The organism is Roseiarcus fermentans, assembly GCF_003315135.1.
Lineage (GTDB): Bacteria > Pseudomonadota > Alphaproteobacteria > Rhizobiales > Beijerinckiaceae > Roseiarcus > Roseiarcus fermentans.
This window is the reverse complement of sequence record NZ_QNRK01000045.1, coordinates 16,811-38,332: the sequence shown is the minus strand read 5'-3', so window position 1 is coordinate 38,332 and position 21,522 is coordinate 16,811. Positions and strand designations below refer to the sequence as shown.

The 21,522-nt window shown below is 69.2% G+C and carries 20 protein-coding genes; 15 read left to right on the top strand and 5 right to left on the bottom strand.

Translation table 11 applies throughout. From position 1 onward, the window contains the following. Positions 1 to 151 precede the first annotated feature (151 nt). The 4 genes from ispG (at position 152) to DFR50_RS27630 (ending at position 6,305) form a co-directional block, all read left to right on the top strand. A complete protein-coding gene (ispG, locus tag DFR50_RS27645) occupies positions 152 to 1,426 on the top strand; it encodes a flavodoxin-dependent (E)-4-hydroxy-3-methylbut-2-enyl-diphosphate synthase (RefSeq protein ID WP_113892904.1) in 1,275 nt (424 codons plus the stop codon). Between the two features lie 19 nt (positions 1,427 to 1,445). After that, positions 1,446 to 2,081: an FMN-binding negative transcriptional regulator gene (locus DFR50_RS27640; RefSeq protein ID WP_113892902.1), complete on the top strand. Its 636-nt coding sequence runs from the start codon at positions 1,446 to 1,448 to the stop codon at positions 2,079 to 2,081. Between the two features lie 565 nt (positions 2,082 to 2,646). Further along, positions 2,647 to 4,815 carry a peptidase domain-containing ABC transporter gene (locus DFR50_RS27635; RefSeq protein WP_113892900.1) on the top strand — a complete coding sequence of 723 codons (2,169 nt, stop codon included), beginning with the start codon at positions 2,647 to 2,649 and terminating at the stop codon, positions 4,813 to 4,815. Beyond that, entirely contained in the window at positions 4,812 to 6,305 is a 1,494-nt protein-coding gene (locus DFR50_RS27630; RefSeq protein ID WP_113892898.1) for an HlyD family type I secretion periplasmic adaptor subunit, read from the top strand. The genes DFR50_RS27635 and DFR50_RS27630 overlap by 4 nt, the downstream gene beginning before the upstream one ends. 473 nt (positions 6,306 to 6,778) lie before the next feature. Here the strand turns inward: DFR50_RS27630 and DFR50_RS27625 are convergent, their stop codons facing one another. Beyond that, positions 6,779 to 7,978 carry an AraC family transcriptional regulator gene (locus DFR50_RS27625; RefSeq protein ID WP_113892896.1) on the bottom strand — a complete coding sequence of 400 codons (1,200 nt, stop codon included), beginning with the start codon at positions 7,976 to 7,978 and terminating at the stop codon, positions 6,779 to 6,781. A gap of 314 nt (positions 7,979 to 8,292) precedes the next feature. Next, positions 8,293 to 8,772, bottom strand: a complete 480-nt coding sequence (locus tag DFR50_RS27620; protein WP_245428181.1) for a MarR family winged helix-turn-helix transcriptional regulator — start codon at positions 8,770 to 8,772, stop codon at positions 8,293 to 8,295. Between the two features lie 154 nt (positions 8,773 to 8,926). Between DFR50_RS27620 and DFR50_RS27615 the strand changes: the two genes are divergently transcribed. The 4 genes from DFR50_RS27615 to DFR50_RS27600 all read left to right on the top strand — a co-directional run bounded on the left by DFR50_RS27615 (position 8,927) and on the right by DFR50_RS27600 (position 12,629). Beyond that, entirely contained in the window at positions 8,927 to 10,555 is a 1,629-nt protein-coding gene (locus DFR50_RS27615) for a long-chain-fatty-acid--CoA ligase (protein WP_113892936.1), read from the top strand. Positions 10,556 to 10,623: 68 nt separating this feature from the next. Further along, positions 10,624 to 11,307 carry a biosynthetic peptidoglycan transglycosylase gene (locus DFR50_RS27610; RefSeq protein WP_113892934.1) on the top strand — a complete coding sequence of 228 codons (684 nt, stop codon included), beginning with the start codon at positions 10,624 to 10,626 and terminating at the stop codon, positions 11,305 to 11,307. Between the two features lie 79 nt (positions 11,308 to 11,386). Further along, positions 11,387 to 11,794, top strand: coding sequence for a phage holin family protein (locus DFR50_RS27605; RefSeq protein WP_113892894.1), 408 nt, complete (start codon positions 11,387 to 11,389; stop codon positions 11,792 to 11,794). Between the two features lie 22 nt (positions 11,795 to 11,816). Beyond that, positions 11,817 to 12,629, top strand: coding sequence for a HesA/MoeB/ThiF family protein (locus DFR50_RS27600; RefSeq protein ID WP_113892892.1), 813 nt, complete (start codon positions 11,817 to 11,819; stop codon positions 12,627 to 12,629). A 30-nt stretch (positions 12,630 to 12,659) separates the two neighbouring features. Here DFR50_RS27600 and DFR50_RS27595 read toward each other — a convergent pair whose 3' ends face one another. Continuing rightward, positions 12,660 to 13,562 carry a LysR family transcriptional regulator gene (locus tag DFR50_RS27595; protein ID WP_113892890.1) on the bottom strand — a complete coding sequence of 301 codons (903 nt, stop codon included), beginning with the start codon at positions 13,560 to 13,562 and terminating at the stop codon, positions 12,660 to 12,662. A gap of 91 nt (positions 13,563 to 13,653) precedes the next feature. Between DFR50_RS27595 and DFR50_RS27590 the strand changes: the two genes are divergently transcribed. The 5 genes from DFR50_RS27590 to DFR50_RS27570 all read left to right on the top strand — a co-directional run bounded on the left by DFR50_RS27590 (position 13,654) and on the right by DFR50_RS27570 (position 16,406). Next, positions 13,654 to 14,049, top strand: a complete 396-nt coding sequence (locus DFR50_RS27590; protein WP_113892888.1) for a (R)-mandelonitrile lyase — start codon at positions 13,654 to 13,656, stop codon at positions 14,047 to 14,049. A 41-nt stretch (positions 14,050 to 14,090) separates the two neighbouring features. Beyond that, positions 14,091 to 14,189, top strand: coding sequence for a carboxymuconolactone decarboxylase family protein (locus tag DFR50_RS27585; protein ID WP_113892932.1), 99 nt, complete (start codon positions 14,091 to 14,093; stop codon positions 14,187 to 14,189). Between the two features lie 165 nt (positions 14,190 to 14,354). Beyond that, on the top strand, positions 14,355 to 14,537 hold the full coding sequence (locus tag DFR50_RS27580; protein WP_113892930.1) for a carboxymuconolactone decarboxylase family protein: 183 nt from the start codon (positions 14,355 to 14,357) through the stop codon (positions 14,535 to 14,537). A gap of 32 nt (positions 14,538 to 14,569) precedes the next feature. Beyond that, positions 14,570 to 15,547 carry an aldo/keto reductase gene (locus DFR50_RS27575; RefSeq protein WP_113892886.1) on the top strand — a complete coding sequence of 326 codons (978 nt, stop codon included), beginning with the start codon at positions 14,570 to 14,572 and terminating at the stop codon, positions 15,545 to 15,547. Between the two features lie 94 nt (positions 15,548 to 15,641). Further along, positions 15,642 to 16,406: an SDR family NAD(P)-dependent oxidoreductase gene (locus tag DFR50_RS27570; RefSeq protein WP_113892884.1), complete on the top strand. Its 765-nt coding sequence runs from the start codon at positions 15,642 to 15,644 to the stop codon at positions 16,404 to 16,406. Between the two features lie 180 nt (positions 16,407 to 16,586). Here DFR50_RS27570 and DFR50_RS27565 read toward each other — a convergent pair whose 3' ends face one another. Continuing rightward, positions 16,587 to 17,351 carry a DUF2076 domain-containing protein gene (locus DFR50_RS27565; protein ID WP_113892928.1) on the bottom strand — a complete coding sequence of 255 codons (765 nt, stop codon included), beginning with the start codon at positions 17,349 to 17,351 and terminating at the stop codon, positions 16,587 to 16,589. Between the two features lie 244 nt (positions 17,352 to 17,595). On the opposite strand from DFR50_RS27565, the gene DFR50_RS27560 reads away from it, so the two are divergent. Beyond that, on the top strand, positions 17,596 to 18,891 hold the full coding sequence (locus DFR50_RS27560) for an adenylosuccinate synthase (protein WP_113892882.1): 1,296 nt from the start codon (positions 17,596 to 17,598) through the stop codon (positions 18,889 to 18,891). Between the two features lie 30 nt (positions 18,892 to 18,921). Beyond that, positions 18,922 to 20,598: a hypothetical protein gene (locus DFR50_RS27555; RefSeq protein WP_113892880.1), complete on the top strand. Its 1,677-nt coding sequence runs from the start codon at positions 18,922 to 18,924 to the stop codon at positions 20,596 to 20,598. 115 nt (positions 20,599 to 20,713) lie between these two features. Here the strand turns inward: DFR50_RS27555 and DFR50_RS27550 are convergent, their stop codons facing one another. After that, positions 20,714 to 21,280 (bottom strand): MarR family winged helix-turn-helix transcriptional regulator, encoded by a 567-nt coding sequence (locus DFR50_RS27550; RefSeq protein ID WP_113892878.1) that lies wholly within the window; start codon positions 21,278 to 21,280, stop codon positions 20,714 to 20,716. Positions 21,281 to 21,522 lie beyond the last annotated feature (242 nt).

Sequence of the window (21,522 nt, the reverse complement as noted above, 5' to 3'; positions counted from 1 at the left end):
GGATGCGGTTTTGCGTACGTAGCTCATATGGCATTGCGATGAAGCTTGCGAGAGGGCGAAGCGTCGCGGATGACAAGGACGCCGAGGCGGCCTAAAATTCCGGGACGGGCGACGGCGCCCTCGAGCGCGCCGCTTGCAAGGGACAGATTCGATGAACGGTTTACCCGCTGAACAGGCGTTCGGGCCGATGGGCCGCCACGCCACCGTCGCGGTCACGATCGGCGAGGGGGCCGCAGCCGTCACCGTCGGCGGCGGCGCGCCGGTCGTCGTCCAGTCGATGACCAATACCGACACCGCGGACGTCGAGGCGACGGCGCGCCAGATCGCGGCGCTCGCCCGGGCGGGCTCGGAACTCGTGCGCCTGACCGTCGATCGCGAGGAAGCGGCGGCGGCGGTGCCGCGGATTCGCGACCGGCTCGCGGCGATGGGCGTCTCGGTCCCGCTGATCGGCGACTTCCACTACATCGGCCACAAGCTGCTCGCCGAGCATCCGGCCTGCGCCGAGGCGCTGGACAAGTACCGCATCAATCCGGGCAACGTCGGCTTCCGCAACAAGCGCGATCTGCAGTTCAGCCAGATCGTCGAGATCGCCATCCGCAACGGCAAGGCGGTGCGGATCGGCGCCAACTGGGGCTCGCTCGACCAGGAGCTGCTGACGCATCTGATGGACGAGAACGCGGCCGCCGCCGTTCCGCTCGACACGCGGGCGGTGACGCGCGAGGCGCTGGTTCAGTCCGCGCTGCTGTCGGCCCGGCGCGCCGAGGACCTCGGGCTGCCGCGCTCGCGCATCGTGCTGTCGGCCAAGGTTTCCGCGGTGCAGGACCTGATCACGGTCTATCGCATGCTGGCCGCGCGATCGGACCACGCGCTGCACCTCGGCCTGACCGAGGCCGGCATGGGCTCGAAGGGCGTCGTGGCGTCGTCGGCGGCCCTCGGCGTGTTGCTGCAGGAGGGGATCGGCGACACGATCCGCTGTTCGCTCACCCCCGAGCCGGGCGGCGACCGCTCGCAGGAGGTGCGGGTGGCGCAGGAACTCTTGCAGACGATGGGGTTCCGGATCTTCGCCCCGCAGGTGGCGGCCTGTCCCGGCTGCGGGCGGACGACCTCGGTGGTGTTCCAGGAGTTGGCGCGCGACATCCAGGCGCATCTCGCGGCCTCCATGCCCGAGTGGCGGGCGCGCTATCCGGGCGTCGAGCGGCTCAACGTCGCGGTGATGGGCTGCATCGTCAACGGGCCCGGCGAGAGCAAGCACGCCGACATCGGCATTTCCCTGCCCGGCACGGGCGAGACCCCGGCGGCCCCGGTATTCGTCGACGGCGCGAAGACGGCGACGCTGAGGGGCCCGCACATCGCCGAGGAGTTCAAGGCGATGGTCGAGGCCTATATCGTCGGTCGGTTCGGCGGCGTCGGCCGCGCTGCGGAATAGCGTCCGGGGAACAGCGCGCATGTACGAGCCCCCGCTTCACCGCGAGGACGATCTCGAAAGGCAGCACGCCCTGATCCGGGCGCGCCCGCTCGGGCTCCTGATCAGTCACGGGCCGCAGGGGCTCGCGGCGAACGCCGCGCCGTTCCTGCTCGACGCGGCCGCGTCGAAACTGGGGACGCTGCAGACGCACCTGGCGCGCGCCAACCCGCAATGGCGCGATCTCGCCGCAGGCGGCGAAGCGCTCGTCGTGTTCCAGGGCGCGGACCATTACGTCTCGCCGTCCTGGTACGCGACCAAGCAGGAGACCCACAAGGTCGTGCCGACGTGGAACTACGTCATGGTGCAGGCGCGCGGAACGGCGAGGGTGATCGAGGACGACGCGTGGCTCGGCCGTCAGATCGCGGCGATGACGGCCAGCCGGGAAGCGGCGCGCGAAACGCCGTGGGCGGTCGAGGACGCGCCGGCGGATTTCATCGCGCTGCAGCGCAAGGCGATCGTCGGGATCGAGATCGAGATCGCCGACATCCGCGGCAAGTGGAAGACCAGCCAGAACCGCAGCGCCGCCGATCGGGCGGGCGTGGTCGCGGGCCTCGAGGCGCTCGGCGACGAGGAGGCGCGCGCCATGGCGGCGATCGTGCGGGAGACGGGGCGCTGACCGCGCGACGAGGCGTTTCGCAGGGTCATACGGCGTCCGCCCGTGCAAGAAAACCGCCGTCCGCCTTCGGGTAAGGCGCAAAGGCCGTCGGGGCGAATGTGTCCGCCCGGCGCGACATCCTGTCGCATTCCTGCCCTTCGACACGCCGCGCGAGGCGACCGCTGTCGCCGTCGCGGGGCCCCGGACCGCCGACGCCGCGCGCCGGGCGAAGTCCGCCCGCGCGCCGGATGGGTCGAAAGTCGGCGACGCGACGGTCGAGGGTAACAGTGTTCTCGCTCTTTGATTGCGACGTAAATTCCCGATCATAATTCTTTCAAGTCGAAGTGAGTTTCAATGATGTGATTCCATGCGCACATCACAATGTTAGCCGCGATATCGTCGTAGTCAAAGTCTTTTGCAAAGTAATATCTACGTCATTGCGTTAACTTGTCGCAGTTGATTTCCTCATCGGTCTCCGCATATTGGTTTTGCTTGCGCGATTGGGGGGCTGATCGTGCAAGTCCCCGAACGTCCTGCCGCGGGCGCTGTCGAAGCGCCCCCCCAACGTCGCGAGAGAGTCCCGCTTATGCAACAATCAGCCCCCCCCTCCGGCGACGCCAAGCCGCTCGACCCCGGCTTGCGCGCCCTGAGCGGGATCGCCGCCTATTATCGAATCGGCGCCGATCCGACCCAGCTTCGCCGCGAACTCGCGCTCGGGGACCGCTCGGCGGACGAATTCGATCTCGTCCGCGCCGCCCAGATCATCGGACTGAAGGCGCGCCTGGTCACCGGGGCCGACGAGCGGCGGATGGCCAAGCTTCCGACCCCCGCGATCGTTCGCCTGCGCAACGGCGCGCTATACGTCTACGGCGGACGGGGTCCCTCAGGCTTGTGCCGCCTGGTCGACCCGATCAGCCACGCGGCGACCGACGTCACCCTCGGGGAGTTGACGACCGAGACGGAAGGCCGCGCCCTGCTGGTCGCGCGCCGGGTCGGCGGCGCCGGGGTCAGCCCGAAGATGTTCGGGTTGCGCTGGTTCCTGCCGACGCTGTGGCGCTATCGCAAGCCGCTCGGGCACGTCCTCGCCGCGTCCCTGTTCGTGCAGGTGTTCGCGCTGACCACGCCGCTGATCTTCCAGGTCATCGTCGACAAGGTCCTGACCCACCGCGGCTACGAGACGCTGTTCGTGATGATCGCCGGCCTCGTCATCGTCGGCCTGTTCGACACGGCGCTGCAATATCTGCGCACCTACGCCCTGTCGCACACCACCAACAGAATCGACGTCGAGCTCGGGCAGCGCCTGTTCGCCCATCTGTTGCGCCTGCCGATGAGCTACTTCGAGACGCGCTCGGCGGGACAGACCGTCGCCCGGGTGCGCGAACTCGAGACCATTCGGTCGTTCCTCACCGGGCAGGGGCTGTTCTCGGCGATCGATTTCGTCTTCACCTTCGTCTTCATCGCGGTGATGTTCGCCTATTCCGTTTCGCTGACCCTGATCGTGTTGATCGGCCTGCCGGTCTACATTCTGATCGGCTTCGCGGTGCGGCCGGCGCTGCGCGACCTGATCAACGAGAAATTCAACCGCGGCGCGGCGAGCCAGCAGTTCCTGGTCGAGACCGTGGTCGGGGTCGGCACGATCAAGTCTGCGGCGGTCGAGCCGATCATGCGCGCCCAGTGGGAGGAAAAGCTCGCCGCCTATGTGAAGACCAGCTTCTCGGCGACGATGCTCGGGACCGGCGGCCAGCTCGGCATCCAGTACGTCAGCAAGCTGACGACCGCAGCGATCCTGCTGTTCGGGGCGAAGGCGGTGATCGACGGCGAGCTCAGCGTCGGCGCGCTCGTCGCCTTCAACATGATCGCCTCGCAGGCGGTGCAGCCGATCCTGCGGCTGTCGCAGATCTGGCAGGACTTCCAGCAGGTCCAGATCTCGATCGACCGGCTGGGCGACATTCTCAACGCGGCGCCGGAGCCGGCCCCGATGATGCGGCTCGCGCCGCCGACGCCGCGCGGGGCGATCGAGTTCCGCAACGTCAGCTTCCACTACCGCCCGGGGACGCAGGACATTCTCAAGCAGGTCTCGCTGAAGATCGCGCCCGGCGAGACGATCGGCGTCGTCGGCCCGTCCGGATCCGGCAAGTCGACGCTGACGAAACTCGTCCAGCGGCTCTACATGCCGAGCGAGGGACAGGTGTTCCTCGACGGCGCGGACCTGAGCCAGGTCGATCCGGCGTGGCTGCGCAGCCACATCGGCGTGGTGCTGCAGGAAAACCTGCTGTTCAACCGCACGATCCACGAGAACATCGCCTTCGCCGATCCGGCCATGCCGAGGGCGCGGGTGATCGAGATCGCCCGCCTGGCCGGCGCCGACGAGTTCATCGACAAGCTCTCGGAGGGCTATGACACGATGATCGAGGAGCGCGGGGCCAACCTGTCCGGCGGCCAGCGCCAGCGCCTCGCCATCGCCCGCGCGCTCGCCACCAACCCGCGCATTCTCATCCTCGACGAGGCGACGTCGGCGCTCGACTACGAAAGCGAGCGCATCATCCAGCGCAACATGCGCCGCATCGTCAAGGATCGGACCGTGATCATCGTCGCCCACCGGCTCAACGCGGTGCGCAGCTGCGACCGCATCGTCGGCATGGCGGACGGACGCATCGTCGAAGTGGGTCCCCACGAGGAGCTGATCCGCCGGCCGGGGGGCCTCTACGCCTACCTCTGGGGTCTCCAGAGCAGCCCTGTCGAGGTCGCAGCATGAATGACGTCGTCCGAACCATCGCTCCCGCCGTTCCGGCGCCCCGGCCTCCGACCGGACGCGCGATTGCGCCGCGCGACGTCGTCTGGCGCAACGCCGCGTCCGACCGCGAGTTTCTCGCGCCGGTGCTGGAAATCCTTGAGACGCCCGCCTCGCCCGTGCAGGTGGCGTTCCTGTGGATCATCTGCCTGCTGGTCGTCGTCGGCCTCGGCCTCTCCTGGTTTGGCCGCATCGACATCATTGCGTCCGCCCAGGGCAAGTTCCAGCCGACCGGCCGCGTCAAGGTGATCGAGTCCGTGGAGACCGGCCGCGTCGTCGCCATCCGCGTCGGCAACGACAGCGCGGTGAAGGCGGGCGACGTTCTGGTCGAGCTCGACCCTTCCGCCGCGGACGCCGACGCGCGGTCGGCGCGGGCCGACCTCGCCTCGGCCGAGGCCGAGATCCTGCGCCGCCATGCGGCGCTGACGGCCGCGCGTGGGGCGACGCTCGCGCCGGCGCCGGCCATCGCCTGGCCGGAGGGCGTCAGCCCGGCGCTGCGGGCGCGAGAAGAACGGGTGCTGGCGGCCGACCTCGGGCAGCTCGCCGCGACCATCGCCTCGTTCGAGGCCCAGAAGACGCAGAAGGCGGCCGAGCGCGACACGCTCAAGCAGACCATCGCGACGCAACGCAACCTGGTCGCGACGCTTCAGCAGCGCGTCGACATGCGCACCAAGCTGGTCGACATGCAGTCCGGCGCCAAGTCGGCCGTCATCGACGCGACCGAGAGCCTCCAGTACCAGCAGACCCAGCTCGCCATGCAGGAAGGTCAGCTCGCTTCGGCCACGACCGGGCTCGACGTCATCGCCCGCGATTCGGAGAAGGCGGTTCAGTCGTTCGTCTCCGACCAGGCCGGGAAGCTCGACGACGCCGAGCGAAAGGTCGAGGAGGACCGCCAGAAGGTCGCCAAGGCCGAGGCCATGGTCGACCATCTGACGCTCCGCGCGCCGCTCGACGGCCGCGTCCAGTCGTCGATCATCACCAACATCGGCCAGGTCGTCACCAGCGGGCAGGAGATCATGCGCGTGGTCCCGCAGGACTCGCGGGTGGAGATCGAGGCCTATGTTCTCAACCGCGACATCGGCTTCGTCCGCATCGGCCAGGAGGCGGTGGTCAAGGTCGAATCGTTCCCGTTCACGCGCTACGGCTCGGTCAAGGCCCACGTGACCCGCATCGCCAAGGACGCGATCCCGTCGCCCGACGCGAGCGCCATCGAGGGCGACCCCAGCCGCGCCTCGAACGCATCCGGCTTCGCCGGCGGCGAGCGCACGCAGAACCTCGTGTTCGCGGTCGAACTCGCGCCGGAGGCCTCGACGATCCTCGTCGACGGCATCGACCGGCCGTTGACCTCCGGCATGGCGGCGACCGCGGAGATCAAGACCGGTTCGCGCCGACTGCTCGACTACCTGTTCTCCCCGGTCGTCGAGGTCGCCTCGCGCGCGCTGCGCGAGCGGTGAGAGGCCGCCCCGCAACGATTGCTCGCGGGCCGCCATCGTCGGGGGGCCGCGAGCCTAATTTAGGTCGCGAGCCCTTCGTCGCCTCCCGGATCGCGCGGCTCGGTGACGGACAGTCCGGGTCGATGACGCGACGCGCGTCGAACGGCGCGACGATCGAAAGCCGTTTCAGATCCATACCGGGCGGCGGAGGCCGGGTGGCCTTTCGCGACGTCACCGAGCGGGCCGCGTCCGAAGCAAAGCAGGCGGAGACGACCATTTCATCGAAACGATTCTAGAAAATATCGGCGAGGGCATCGCCGTCTTCGGCCCGGACGCGAGGCTGCGCACGTCCAACGCGGCGATGGCGGGGATGCTCGATGCGCCGCCGGGACGGCTGTGGCCCGGCGTGTCCGGCGCTGGCTCGGCGCGCCGTGATCCGCAGCGCGCCTCCCTGACCGGGACGGCGCGCGCGGTCCCCAGCGTCTCGGCCCGCTTCAGTTCAGCAAAATCACTCGGCTCGGGCGATCCTGTTCGACGCGCACGGGCGCTGGCGCGCGCCGGGCGGCGGACGGCGAGTGGCCGAACCACCGTCGGAAGGCGTGGCTGAACGAAGCCACTTCGCTGTATCCGAGCAACAGGGCGATCTGGTCGATGCTCAGGCCGGGTTCCTGGATGTACTGGAGGGCGAGGCTGCGCCTGAGATTGGTCAGCAGTTCGGGAAACGTCGTTCCCTCCTCCGCCAGCCGGCGCGACAGCGTCCTCGGCGAAACGGCGAGCGCCTGCGACACAATCTCGACGGTCGGTTCGCCGCGCGCCAGCGTCCGGAACACCTGGTTGTCCACCGCCTCGCAGAAGGACTGCGATGGAAGCTCTCGCGCCGCCGTCTCCTCGTCGGCAAACGGCTGGAGAGTCTGCAAGAGATAGCGGTCTGCGCGACGGTTGGGCAGGTCGAGGGTGTCCTTCGAGAGGACCAGCTGATCCACTTCACAGCCGAACTCCACCGGGCATCGGAAGAACCGCTCGAACGCCCGGGCGTCGTCCCGCCTCATGTGCGCGAACGACACCCGGACCGGACTGAAGTCGTGGCCGGTGAAGTCGCGCAGGGCGCGGACGAACGCCGCGACCTGATACTCGGCCGCATGCTTCAGGTTGCGCCGGAGCTGTCCGGAATAGCGAAGCTCGATGACTGCGTTTTGCGAGGACGGAAAGGCGACGGAAAAGCGAGCGCTTTCGTCGACGATCCGGCCGTATCGCGGCAGCAGCCGGATGGTTTCCCTCACGCACGAGGTGGTGGAGAGGACGAGGGAAACCAGCCCGGCCTGATCGGAGCTTTCCGAGGCGCCGAGGTTGAGACCGAATGTCGGATCGGCGGCGGCTTCGGCGGCGAACTCGATCAAATTCGCTTCGGCGGCTGCGGAAACGCGCGCGCCGCGGCTGTCGAGAGCCATGCTTTCTAGTCCGGCGCGCGCCAGCAGGGGGGCAGGGTCGATCCGCTTCTCCTTGAGCGACGCGACGACCTGGCGCGCGCACAGGCCGATGGTCGTTGGGCACGCATGGCCGCGCCAGGGCGCGTTCGGGATCGATCGCGGCGCGCGCCGCGGCGACGGTTCGGCGGACTGGCGGATGACGAGGGGCGCGTCACTGCCGTTCGATCCGCTCTTCCGGCTTTCCGATCTCGCGCCAAGCTCGCTCATGAAGACCCTCTTAATTCGTGCTCCCGAACCCTTCGTCTGCGTCGTCCGGCCCGCCTTGTTTACATGAATAATATAGCGTAAATCTGAGCGAACGCAGGTCGGGGTCACACGTGTTCCTCGTCGGGAAAACGCCTGCTCGCTGTCGGGAAAAACCTGACATGACAATGGCCTCGTAGGGTTGGCGACCTGCCGGGAGGACGCCGGGGGTCGATGAGGGGAGGTCGCCGATTCCGCCGGCGCGCCCGGGGCGGCGGACGCCGCGGAGCCGTCGCGGCGCGCGGCCGCGCCGTCGGTGATCTGGTCGGCGGCGGCGCCTACGGCGCGCCTGCGGCGCGCGCGGTCCGCGGCGTCTCCTGCTCGCGCATGATGTCGCGCAGCCGAAGCAGGTGCGCCTCGAGCGCGTCGAGTTCGGCGTCGTCGAGACGGCCGAGCGTCGAGGCCAGCCACCGCTGCTGCACCGCGATCGCCTTGTCCGCCATCGCCCGGCCGCTCTCGGTGAGGTGGATCGAATATTGGCGCCGGTCCGAGGCGAGCGATCGGCGCTCCACGAATCCGGCCGCCTCGAGCCGGTCGAGAAGCCCGGAGATGTTGCCCTTGGTCACGTAGAGACGCTTGGCGAGCTCCTGCTGATTGACCCCTTCCTGCTCGCTCAGCGTGGTCAGGACGTCGCACTGCGGAATCGAGACGCCGATCATCCGCAGCCGGTCGCCGACGGCCGACTGCATGCGCGCCTCGAGGCGAATGAGACGCAGCCAGACCCGCATCGCGCGCTCTGGGTTCGTGCGGTTCTGCATCGGGGTTCTCTTTCCAGGCCGGCGGCCCGCGGGATCGGGCGCGCTCCAACGATCAACGATTGTTCTGGCGATTCCGGCGCGTCACGGTATAGACATGAACAATCTGCGCGCCACGATCAAGCCGGCGCCCGCGCGATATCGGGAGGATGAAGAGATGTTGGGACGGATGCAGGACTGGCCCCTGCTGATGCACAAGATCATCGACTTCGCGGGGATCCAGTTTCCGCAGCAGGAAGTGGCCTCGCGGATGGTCGAGGGGCCGATGCACCGGACGAATTACGGCGAGATCCGCGAGCGCTCGCTCAAGGTCGCCAAGCGGCTCGAGCGCGACGGAATCAAGCTCGGCGACCGCGTGGCGACGCTCGCTTGGAACGGCTTCCGCCATCTGGAGGCATGGTACGGCATCACCGGCGTCGGCGCCGTCTATCATACCGTCAATCCGCGTCTTTTCCCTGAACAGATCGCGTGGATCATCAACCACGCCGAGGATCGGATCGTCATGACCGATCTGACCTTCGTGCCGCTGCTCGAGGCGCTCGCCGGCCATCTGCCGAGCGTCGAACGCTACATCGTGCTCACCGACGCCGCGCACATGCCCGCGACCAAGCTCAAGAACGCCGTCGCCTACGAGGACTGGCTCGCCGAGGCCGACAGCGACTTCCGCTGGGCCGAGTTCGACGAGCGCACCGCGGCCGGCCTCTGCTACACGTCGGGCACGACCGGAAACCCCAAGGGGGTGCTCTATTCGCACCGCTCGAACATCCTCCATTCGATGATGGCGGTCGGGCCGGAAGTTCTGACGGTGAACGCCTACGACTCGGTCCTGCCGGTCGTGCCGATGTTCCACGCCAATTCCTGGGGGCTGGCGCTCTCCTGCCTGATGCGCGGCTGCCGCATGGTGATGCCGGGCGCCAAGCTCGACGGCGCCTCCGTCTACGACATTCTCGAGACCGAAAAGGTCACGATGACCGCGGCCGTGCCGACGGTGTGGCTGGGCCTGCTGCACTACCTGCGCAAGGAAAACAAGCGGCTGACGACGCTCAAGTTCGTCGGCATCGGCGGGTCGGCCTGCCCGCCCGAGATGATCCGCGCCTTCGAGGAGGACTATGGGATCGAGGTTCGGCACGCCTGGGGCATGACCGAGATGAGCCCGATCGGTTCGGCCGGCGCGCTCAAACCGAGCCAGATGGGGCTGTCGCATCAGGAGAAGCTCGCCATCCAGGCCAAGCAGGGTTGGGCGCCGTTCGGCGTCGAGATGAAGATCGTCGACGACGAGGACAACGCGCTGCCCTGGGACGGCAAGCGGTTCGGCCGGCTGAAGGTGCGAGGCTTCGCGGTGGTCGAGACCTATTTCCGCGACGAGGGCGGCAAGATCCTCGACGACAACGGCTTCTTCGACACCGGCGACGTCGCCACCATCGACCCGAACGGCTTCATGCAGATCACCGACCGGGCCAAGGACGTCATCAAGTCGGGCGGCGAGTGGATCTCGACGATCGACATCGAGAACCTCGCCGTCGGCCACCCGGACGTGGCGGAGGCCGCCGTCATCGGCGTTCACCACGCCAAGTGGGACGAGCGGCCCCTGCTCGTCATCGTGCCGAAGGAGGGCTGCGAACCCAAGACCGAAGAGGTGCTGGCGTTCCTCAAGCCCAAGATCGCCAAGTGGTGGATGCCGGACGACATGCAGGTCGTGCGCGAGATCCCGCACACCGCGACCGGCAAGATCAACAAGCTGAAGCTGCGCGAGAGCTTCAAGGGTTACAAGCTGCCGACGGAGTGACGGGGCCCGAGGTCCCGGCGGGGCCGAAGGCCTTGCCGGGCGCCCCGGATTCGGCCAGGGTTTCCGCCATGGCGCGCCCGTTTCCCTCGTTTCGCGCCGTCGCGCGCGGCGCGCTCTGGGGCGTGGCCGCGCTCGCGGCCGCCTTCTTCGCGTTGATCGCGCTCTATGCCTTCGTCGATCCGGTTTCGACGCTGATGGTCGCCCGCTTGCTCCAGGGAAAGCCGTACGAACGGACCGCCGTGCGGCTCGCCGACGTCTCGCCCGCCGCGATCGCGGCCGTGGTCGCCTCCGAGGATGCGACCTTCTGTTCGAACGACGGCGTCGACTGGGGCGCGCTGCGCGGCGTGCTCGCGGCCGCCGGCGAACGCGGACCAGCCCGCGGCGCTTCGACGCTGACCATGCAGACGGTGAAGAACCTGTTCCTCTGGCCCGGCCGATCGGTCGTCCGCAAGGGCGTCGAGATCCCGATGGCGCTCGTGATCGGAAAACTCTGGCCGAAACGGCGGGTGATCGAGGTCTACCTCAACATCGCCGAATGGGGCGACGGCGTGTTCGGGATCGAGGCTGCGGCGCGGCGCGCCTTCCACAAGAGCGCTGCGGACCTCGACGCCCGCGAGGGCGCGCTGCTCGCGACCGCGCTGCCCAATCCGCGCGAGCGCGACCCTGCCCGTCCGAAGCCGCTCCAGCGCCGACGCGCGGCCGAGGTGCTGGCGCGGGCGGCGCGCAATTCCGGCGCCCTGGCCTGCCTGTGAGCCGCGGTCGCCGCGAACGGCGGATCTGGCGCGACGCCGTGCAAGGTCCTACATTCCCCGCGAAAGTCGAGGTTCCGTCATGGAAAGTTTTCTCATTCGCGCCGTCGTCGTCGGGATCGGGCTGTGGCTCGCCTCGATGATCGTGCCCGGCGTCGAGTTCCGGTCGACCGGCGCGCTGATCGCCGCGGCGCTGCTGCTCGGGATCGTCAACGCCGTCGTGCGGCCGATCCTGATCATCCTCACCCTCCCGATCACGCTCCTGACGCTGGGTCTGTTCCTGCTGGTCATCAACGGCCTGATGATCGAGCTGGTGTCCTGGTTCCTCGGGAATGCCTTTGTCGTGACCGGCTTCTGGCCGGCCTTCTTCGCCGCCATCGTGGTCGGGCTGACGAGCTGGGTGATGTCCGGCTGGGTCGGCGGGCCGCAGAACAAGGGCCGCATCGACGTGATCACGATGAAGCAGACGGGGCCGAACCGGTGGGAATAGGCGCGCTGCCGAGGGGCGCGCGATGAGCCTTTCGAGCGGAGAAGTCGAGCGCTACGCGCGCCAGATCGTGCTGCGCGGCGTCGGCGGGCCGGGGCAGAACCGGCTGAAGGGGGCGCGCGCGCTCGTCGTGGGCGCCGGCGGCCTCGGCTCGCCGGCGCTGCAATATCTGGCCGGCGCCGGGGTCGGCGCGCTCGGGATCGTCGACGACGACGTCGTGGCGCTGTCGAACCTGCACCGCCAGATCCTGCACGGGACGGACGACGTCGGCCGGCCGAAGGTCGCGAGCGCGACCGACGCCATCCGCCGGCTCAACCCGCACGTGACGGTCGAGCCGATCGGCGTGCGCCTGGACGCGGCCAACGCCCGCGCGCTGGTCCGGCCGTATGACGTCGTGCTCGACGGCTCGGACAATTTCGCCACCCGCTACGCCTTGTCAGACGCCTGCTACCTCGAGCGAAAGCCGCTGGTGGCCGCGGCGCTCGGCGAGTTCGACGGCTCGCTGACGGTGCTCAAGCCCTACGAGACCGGGCCGGACGGCGGACCGAACCCAACCTACCGCTGCCTGTTTCCCGATCCGCCCGAGCCCGGAACGATCCCGACCTGCGCCGAGGCCGGGGTGCTCGGCGCGATCGGCGGAGTTCTGGGGTCGCTGATGGCGCTCGAAGCGATCCGCGTCCTCGTCGGCGGCTTCGGCGACGGCGACGAGGGCCTCGTCGGAAAACTGCTGATGCTCGACCTCAAGGGGATGCGCTTCGAGACGGTGCGCTACCGCTGGGACGAGACGAACCCGCTCACCGGGACGGGAGCGCGCGAGTCGCGGCTGCCGGTCGGTTAATCTCCGGCGCGCCCAATCACCGGGTTCGGCTCAATTTGCGGCGCCCCGGTGGCGCAGCGCATCGACCAGCAAAGCGAAGGCCGGCGAGGATTGCCGCCGGCTCGGGTAGTAGAGCCGGTAGCCGGACCAGGGCGCGCACCAGTCCTCGAGCACGCGAACGAGATCTCCGCCGGCGAGATAGGGCTCGGCGAGATCCTCCGGCACATGGGCGAGCCCGAGACCGGCGCGCGCCGCCTCGACGATCGGAAGGACCCCGTTGAAGACGAGCTGACCTTCGACGCGCACCCTCACTTCGCGGCCGTCCTTCTCGAACTCCCAGGCATAGAGACCGCCGGACGTCGGCAGACGCAGGCCGACGCAATTGTGACCGACGAGGTCGTGCGGCGTCAGGGGCGGCGGCCGCCGGGCGAAATAGGATTTCGCGCCGACCACGGCGAAGCGAACGTCCGGGCCGATCCGAACCGCGATCATGTCTCTTGCGACCTGTTCGCCAAAGCGGACCCCGGCGTCGTAGCGCCCCGCCACGATGTCGGTCAGGCCGTTGTCGATGAAGAGCTCGACCTTGATGTCCGGATAATTGGGCAGGAACTTCGCCAGCTTCGGCCAGAGAACCGAGTGGACGGCGTGGTCTCCGGCGGTGATCCGGATGGTCCCGGCGGGTTTTTCGCGGAGCTCGCTCAGAGACTCGATCTCGGCCTGGATTTCCTCGATGCGCGGCCCGACAGTTCTGAGGAGACGTTCGCCCGCCTCGGTCGGCGCGACGCTGCGCGTGGTGCGCGTCAGGAGGCGCACGCCGAAGCGGGCCTCGAGAGCCCGGACGGTCTGGCTCAGCGCCGACTGCGACACGCCGAGCTTCGCGGCCGCGCGGGTGAAGCTGCATTCGCGCGCCACCGCGAGGAAAGCGGCGAGATCGTTGAGGTCCTCGGCCGGCATTCATAAGCCTCACTTATAAGCACATGCGGATAATCCCGTCTAATCGCTTGCCCGACTGCGCGCTATCTTTGCGGAAGGAAGGAGCAAGGCGATGGAGATCAAGCGAAGCGGCTCACAACCGTCCGGCAAGGGTCCAGCCGACTGGTTCACCGGGACGGTGCGGGTCGACCCGCTGTTCAGTCCGCCCGACCCCGCGCGCGCAACCGGCGCGCACGTCACCTTCGAGCCTGGCGCGCGCACCGCGTGGCACACCCATCCCCTCGGGCAGATCCTGATCGTCACATCGGGGTGCGGCCGGGTCCAGCGGGAGGGCGGCCCGATCGAGGAGATCCGGCCGGGCGACGTCATCTGGTTTCCGCCCGGCGAGAAGCACTGGCACGGCGCGTCCCCCACCACCGCCATGACCCACATCGCCATCCAGGAAAGGCTCGACGGCAAAGCCGTCGACTGGTTGGAAAAAGTCTCCGACGAACAATACGCGGCCTGAGGCGTCCATGCCCCACGTGATCGTCAAACGGCTTCGGGCCGATCGAGCTCGCCTCGCACCTCAATCGCGCGATGAACAACGGCCTGACCCAGGCCGAGGCCGCCGAGGTCCTGACCCAGCTCGCCTTCTATGCCGGGTGACCGAACGTGTTCACCGCGCTGCCGATCGCCAAGGGCGTGTTCGAACAGCGGGCCCATTTTAGAGCATGGTGAAATCAAGTGGAAACACCGCCGTCATTGCGAGCGAAGCGACGCAATCCATGGCGTTGCCGCGTCCCCGGCTTGGATTGCTTCGCTTCGCTCGCAATGATGGACCTCAATTCATCCTGCACTAGCGGTGGGACAGGAAGCTCATGGGCGCTCGAAAACGGCGTCACCCGCGAGGAGATCGTCGCCGCGATCACCCATCTGGCCTTCTACGCCGGCCGGCCGCCCGCGATGACCGCGCTTCAGATCGCCCGCAAGGTCTTCGAAGAGGCCGGCGCCTGACTTCTGCGCCGCCGCCAGCAAGGAGCGCCTCAATGCAGACCCGCGAGCTTGGAAAAAGCGGCCTGAAAGTTTCGGCCATCGGCCTCGGCTGCATGGGCATGAGTTATCACCGCGGCCCGGCGCCGGACCGCAGCGCGATGGTCGCCCTGATCGGCGCGGCGGTGGCGCGCGGCGTCACCTTCTTCGACACCGCCGAGGTCTATGGGCCCTTCACCAACGAGGAGTTGGTCGGCGAGGCGCTGGCGCCGTTCCGAAAGGACGTCGTCATCGCCACCAAGTTCGGCCACGACCTCGCCACCGGCGGCCTCGACAGCCGCCCCGAACACATCCGGCGGTCGGTCGAAGGCTCGCTGAAGCGGCTTCGGGTCGAGGCTGTCGATCTCTACTACCAGCATCGGGTTGACCCGAACGTGCCGATCGAGGACGTCGCGGGGGCGGTCGGGGAGCTGATCGCCGCCGGCAAGGTCAAGCATTTCGGCCTGTCGGAGCCCAGCGCCGAGACCATCCGCCGCGCGCATCGCGTTCAGCCGGTCGCGGCCGTCCAGAGCGAGTACTCGCTCTGGTGGCGCGCGCCCGAGGCGGACGTGTTGCCGGCCTGCGAGTCCCTCGGGATCGGCTTCGTCCCCTTCAGCCCGCTGGGCCGGGGCTACCTCACCGGCGCGATCGACGAGACGACGACCTTCGGCGGCAACGACAATCGCGTCGACCTGCCGCGCTTCACGCCCGAAGCGCGCAAGGCGAACCGCCCCATGGTCGACCTGCTCGCGGCGATGGGCGCCCTGAAGGGCGCCACCGCCGCGCAGGTCGCGCTCGGGTGGCTCCTGGCGAAGAAGCCGTGGATCGTCCCGATCCCCGGCGCCACCCGGCTTGACCATTTCGAAGAGAACATCGCCGCCGCCTCCCTCGCGCTGACGCCCGACGACCTCGAGCGCATCGAGGAAGCCGCGTCAAAAATTGCCGTGCAAGGCGACCGCTACCCTCCGGAGGTGGAACGGCTGGCGCGACGATAAGGCGGATCGCGCAAGTCCGCTGATTGCGGACGGCGCCGTCGACGACCGCGTTCAAAGGGAGCGCGCGCTTCGGCAAGCGAAAGGACACATCGCCATGAACATTTCTTTCGAAGGCAAGGTCGCGCTCGTGACGGGCGCGGCGTCGGGATTGGGCCTCGCGACGGCGAAAGCCTTTGCGGAGTCGGGAGCGTCCGTCGCGCTGGCCGACTCCAACGAGAGCGGCGCGCGGTCTGAAGCGGACGCCCTGACCGCGCTGGGTCTGAAGGCGCTCGCGATCGGCTGCGACGTGACGGACGACGATCAGGTCGAGGCCATGGTCGAGCGGACGGTCGCGACCTTCGGCAGACTGGACGTCGCCTACAACAACGCCGGCGTCCAGAACGTGGTCGCCGAGACCGCCGACGCCACGCCGGACGATTTCGACCGGGTGGTCGCCGTCAATCTCCGCGGCGTGTGGAGTTCAATGAGGTTCGAGCTGCGCCAGATGCGCAGGCAAGCCAGCGGCGCCATCGTCAACTGCTCCTCGATCGGGGGCCTCAAGGGGGCGCCGGGCCGCGGGACCTATCAGGCCACGAAGCACGGCGTGCTCGGGTTCACCAAGAGCGCGGCGCTCGAATATGCGGCCCGCGGCGTTCGCATCAACGCCGTCTGCCCGGGGCTGATCTGGACGCCGATGGTCGACCGGATGGTCGCGGCGGGGCAGGGCGAGGCGCTCGAGGCGATGGAAAAAAGCATCCCGATGGAGAGGGTCGGCCGCCCCGAGGAGGTCGCGAACGTGGTCCTCTGGCTGTGCAGCGCCGCCGCCAGCTACGTCACCGGTCAGGCCGTTTCCGTGGACGGCGGTCTGGTCGTGCGCTGAGCGGGCGAGCCTCGCGCGCCTTCGAGCCGGTCGAGGCCTGCGCGACTTCGCCCGCGGGGCGAAATATCGCGGCGACCCGCCGCCGCCGGGGGAGGCGAAGCGCCCGCGGCGCAACCGGCGCCCGGCGCTTCGCCAGTCCCATCATCCGGCGCGGCCGGGTCGGGGCCGCGGCGGTCGCGCTCACACGTCGTCGAAGCCGCCGCCGCCGCCCGAGCCGTCGTCGAACGAGGAATCGTCGATGAAGCCGGCGTCGTCGGGCATGCTGGGGTCGAACTGGCCCTGATCGTCCTTGCCGGGCGTCTGTTCGAAGATGTTGACCGTCTCGGCGCCGGCGGCCGGCTGCGCGCCGCCGCCGAACAGGCCGCCGCCGCCCGCATGGCCGCCGAACAGACCGCCGAGCATGTTGCCGAGAACGACGCCGCCGGCGACGCCCGCCGCCGTCGAGGCGGCGTTCTGCAGGAAGCCGCCGCCTCCGCCGGTCTGCGGCGCGCCGCCCTGGGGGGCGCCCCACGGGCCGGGCCGCTGCGGCGCGTAGCCGGAGGCCGGCGGCGGGGCGTAGCCCTGCGGAGGCTGCTGCTGCGGGTAGCCTTGCGGGGGCTGCTGCGCATAGCCCGGCTGCGGATAGCCCTGTTCGGCGCGCGGCGGCTGGGCCGCCGGCGGCGGACCGCCGAAGATCGAGCGGCTGAGATTGCAGAGGAACCCGCCCTGCTCGGGAGCCTGCGCGGCGTGAGCCGCGGCCGCCTCGAGCTCCGCGATGCGCTGCGAGGCCGCCTCGATCGCGTGCTGCTGGACGAGCACGGTCTGGGCCAGCACGTAGGGCGCGAACGGCGCCGCGCGAATCGCGTCGTTGATGAAGGCCTCGGCCTGCGGATCGCGCGAGGTCGCGCCGACCGCGTTGACGCGGTCGAACAGACCGGCGAGCATCTGACGTTCTTCGGGGGTCATCATCGTCTCCGATTGCGGGCTTCGAGCCGCCCGCGGCGGGCATATGGACATTGCCCGCCGCCAATCCAAGACGGACGCGCCGATTTTCGCAAGCCCTTGCCCGATGCGCCTGCGGCGCGCGGGCGCCTTTACTCGGCTCACCCGATCGTCTACGCCAAGTCTGCAATAGGCCCCGGCCCCAGCAGCTTATTGTCTGGCGCCGGGGTTTCACGTGTTCGACCAGCAGCCTGGAGGGCGAGCGCCAGTGGCCAATGTGGTTGTGGTCGGCGCCCAGTGGGGCGACGAGGGAAAAGGCAAGATCGTCGACTGGCTGTCGCTCGGCGCCGATGTCGTCGTCCGCTTCCAGGGCGGCCACAACGCCGGCCATACCCTGGTGATCGACGGCAAGGTGTTCAAGCTGGCGCTGCTGCCGTCCGGCATCGTCCGTCCGGGCAAGCTGTCGATCATCGGCAACGGCGTCGTGCTCGACCCGTATCATCTCGTCGACGAGATCGAAAAGATCCGCGGCCAGGGCGTCGCAGTCGAGCCCGACACGCTCAAGATCGCCGAGAACGTCCCGCTGATCCTGTCGCTTCACCGCGAGCTCGACGCGCACCGCGAATCGGCGTCGGCGCGCGGAACGAAGATCGGCACGACCAAGCGCGGCATCGGTCCGGCCTACGAGGACAAGGTCGCCCGGCGGGCGATCCGCCTGATGGACCTGGCCGAGCCGGACACGCTCGACGACAAGATCGAGCGCCTGCTCGCCCACCACGATCCGCTCTGCCGCGGCCTCGGCCTGCCGGCCCCGAGCGCGAGCGCGATCCGCGCCGAACTTTTGACGATCGCGCCGAAAATCCTGCCTTTCATGGCGCCGACCTTCGATCTGCTCGACCGCGAGCGGCGCGCCGGCAAGCGGATCCTGTTCGAGGGCGCCCAGGGGGCGCTGCTCGATGTCGACCACGGAACCTATCCGTTCGTGACGTCTTCCAACACAGTGGCCGCGAACGCGGCGACCGGCTCGGGCATGGGGCCGAGCGCCATCGGCTACGTGCTCGGCATCGCCAAAGCCTACGTCACCCGCGTCGGCGCGGGTCCATTCCCGACCGAGCAGGACAACGACATCGGCCGGCTGATCGGCCAGCGCGGCAATGAATTCGGCACCAACACCGGGCGCCCGCGGCGTTGCGGCTGGTTCGACGCCGTCCTCGCCCGGCAGGCGGCGCGGATCTGCGGGATCAACGGGATCGCACTGACCAAACTCGATATTCTGGACGGTTTCGAGGAGATCAAGGTGGCGACCGGCTACCGGCTGGACGGCAAGGAGATCGACTACCTCCCCGCCTCGCAGTCGGCGCAGGCGCGGATCGAGCCGATCTACGAGACGATCCAAGGGTGGAAGGGCGTGACCGGCAAGGCGCGCTCGTGGGCGGAGCTGCCGGCGCAGGCGATAAAATACGTCCGGCGGATCGAAGAATTGGTTGGCGTTCCCGTCGCGCTCCTGTCTACAAGTCCCGAGCGGGACGATACGATTCTCGTTCACGACCCCTTCCAGGATTGACCCCGCGGGGGCCGATCGAGCGAATACCGTATGGCTGACTATCAATCGCTGCTCACCCGCGCCGTCGCCAATCTGCCGGCGTCCAGCACCGCCGCGGCCCGCCAGGCGATCTACGAGCGCGCGCGCAAGGCCCTGGTGACACAGCTGAGGTCGCTGCGTCCGCCCCTGCCGGAAAGCGACATCGCGCGCGAGGAGACCGCGCTCGACAGGGCGATCGCGGCGGTCGAGGCGGAAGCGGTCGAGAAGGCCGAAGCGCAGAAGGCGGCGTCGCCGCCGACCGAGGCCCCGACGCCGACGCCGACGCCGCACAGCCCAGAGCCGCCGCCGGCCGCCGCGAAGCCGGCCCCGACCGCTGCGGCGCCGCAGGCCCCCGCCGCCGCCCCGCTTCCCCGGCCCGCTGCGGCGTCCGGGGCCGTCGCCCCTCCCCCCCGGCCCGCCGCGCCGGAGCGTCCCGCCGCTCCCGGACCCCGTCCGCCCCAGACGCCGCCGCCCCTCAGGCCGGCCGCCCCGCCCGCCGCGCCGCGCCCCCCGGCGCCGGCGGTGACGGCGCGGCCTTCCCCCGCTCCCGGCGCCGCCGCGCCGAAGCCTCCGCCGATCCGCGTCCAGCCGCCGACCGCCGAGGGCGGCGGCGCCGCGCCGCCGGTGGTCGCGGCGCCGTCAGGCGCGTCCGAGGCCGCGCCCGACAATCTCGCCGCCGTCGTGCCGAGCGATCAGGAGCGCGCGGTCGAGGCGTCCGACGCGCCGCCGGTCGTCGCGAGCCGGGGGGACGACGACGCCGGCGCCGCGGCGCCGGCGCTCGCGCCGCTCGACGGCGAACGGACCCTCGCGGGCCGTCCGGAAGCGGAAGCGTTGCGGCCGGTTGCGCCGTCCGTCCCGGAGGAGCGGCGGCGAACCTGGCCGTGGGCGGCGCTCGCCGTGGTGCTCGGAATCGTGCTCTCGGTCGCCGTGGTCGCGATCCTGATGCGGCAGAAGCCTCAGGACCTCGCGATCGCCCCCCCGGCGCCGGCGCCGGAAGCCGTCCAGACGCCGTCGAAGATCGCCCAGCGCGCGCAAGCCTCGCCCGACGGCGCCGGCTCGGGCGCGAACGCCGGCCAGGAAGCGGCGCAGGGCGCCGCAGCGGGGGCCGCGCCGGCCAGCCCGCAGCAGCCGCCTCAGGCCGAAGGCCAGTTGCCGAGCGCAGGGCGCGCGGCGATGCTGGTCGCGTCCCCCGACAACCCGCAGAAGCCGGTGGTCAATCTGGGATCGACCGTGTGGTCGGCGATTCCGGCGCCGCAGGGCCAGCCGGGCGGCGGGGCGGTCGAGGCCGACGCCGACATCCCCGACCTCAAGATGCACGCCTCGATGATCTTGCGGAAGAACACCGACCCGACGCTGCAGGCGACCCACACCATCGACCTCAAGTTCACCTTCCAGGACGGGGCGCCGTTCACCGGCTTCAAAGACGTCGGTCTGCCGCAGATGCGCAAGCTCGATTCGACCGCCTCCGAAGCGCTCAACAGCGTCAAGGTCAAGATCGGCGACGACTACTTCCTGTTCGCGCTGGCCAAGGGCGATCAGGACTCCGCCCGCAACCTCGACCTGATGCAGAGCCGGGCCTGGTTCGATTTCCCGCTGCTCTTGAACGACAACCGTATCGCCAAGCTGGTGTTCCAGAAGTCGGCCGACGGCCAGGCGATGCTGCAGAAGGCGTTCGACGCCTGGAAGTAGCGGGGCGGGCAAGTCGCGCGCCCGGCGGCCGGGCAGGCGGTCGCGGCGACACGCGCGTTTCGCCAGACCAGACCGCCTTACGTGGCGGAGGGACAATAACGGCTTCGCTGCTTTGTCACACGGCCTCGACTGACGGTCGGCGCGGGCGCCGCCCCGGCGCTCGCCGCGTTCTCTTGCCCTGGTCGTTTTCGCTCTCGACCAGAGGGTTCGTTCCCGATTTCAGCGTGTCGGCGAATTTCAGCATGAGCCGCACCAGTTCATGGATGTCGCGCTCGTCCCAGCCTTCGAACAGCGCCTGGCCGATCCGGTCGCGCGCTGCGTCGACGCGATCGGTCATCGCCTTGCCCTTCTCGGTCATGACGGCCTGACGCACGCGTCGGTCCGCCGCGCTGTTTTGCCGCGCCGCCAGACCGAGACTTTCGAGCTTGGCGACCTGCCGGCTGACGGTGGTGTGATCGCGCCCCACCCGGTCGGCCAGATCGACGATCCCGATCGGTCCGAACCGCTCGATTCCCACGAGGAGCGGAAACAGCGCCCGGTCGAGCGGAATGGCCGCTTCCTCGATCAGCGCGCCATCGAGCTGCGGCCGGTTCATGAGTCCGACGATGTCGACCATCGCGCCGTGCAGCCGCCGGAGCTGACCCTGCAAAAGCGCTGTGCCGGATGGCTTCCTCGACGACATCGGTCTCCTCATCATCTGTGTAAGACGCACGTATATCCGAGGTTCGACGCGAGAGCCAACCCGAACGTCACGGTCGCCGCGGATCCTTGGGCCGAGGCGCCCGGATCGGTTCGCCGTATCGGAGGCGCGCGCCGGACCCCGGCGGCCGCGACATCAGGCGCGATGTTGCGTGCATTTTACACCTTTACATCCGGGCGTGGACCTGCCAATATGCGTGCATAATACACGTAAATGAACGACAT